Annotated in this window: 1 protein-coding gene; it reads right to left on the bottom strand. The window is 63.6% G+C overall.

Features of this window, described 5'->3' with window-relative positions; genetic code table 11:
* Positions 1–206: hypothetical protein (locus tag DIE17_RS38360; protein ID WP_311768793.1), on the bottom strand; the 206-nt coding region annotated here is incomplete at both ends.

Below are 206 nucleotides of genomic sequence, written 5' to 3'. Positions count from 1 at the left end.
GGCCTGAGCTCGACCAACAGCTCGGTTGCGTCGCTTTCGACTTCCACGTCGACCGGCCTGTCGTCGGCGAATAGCTCGATCGGCTCGCTGTCCACCTCGACTTCGACCGGTATCAGCTCGCTGTCCACCGGCCTGAGCTCGACCAACAGCTCGGTCGCTTCGCTTTCGACTTCCACGTCGACCGGCCTGTCGTCGGCGAATAGCTC

The sequence above is a fragment of the Burkholderia sp. Bp9099 genome, from assembly GCF_003857805.1.
Classification (GTDB): domain Bacteria; phylum Pseudomonadota; class Gammaproteobacteria; order Burkholderiales; family Burkholderiaceae; genus Burkholderia.
This window is presented reverse-complemented; position numbering and strand designations above follow the sequence as displayed.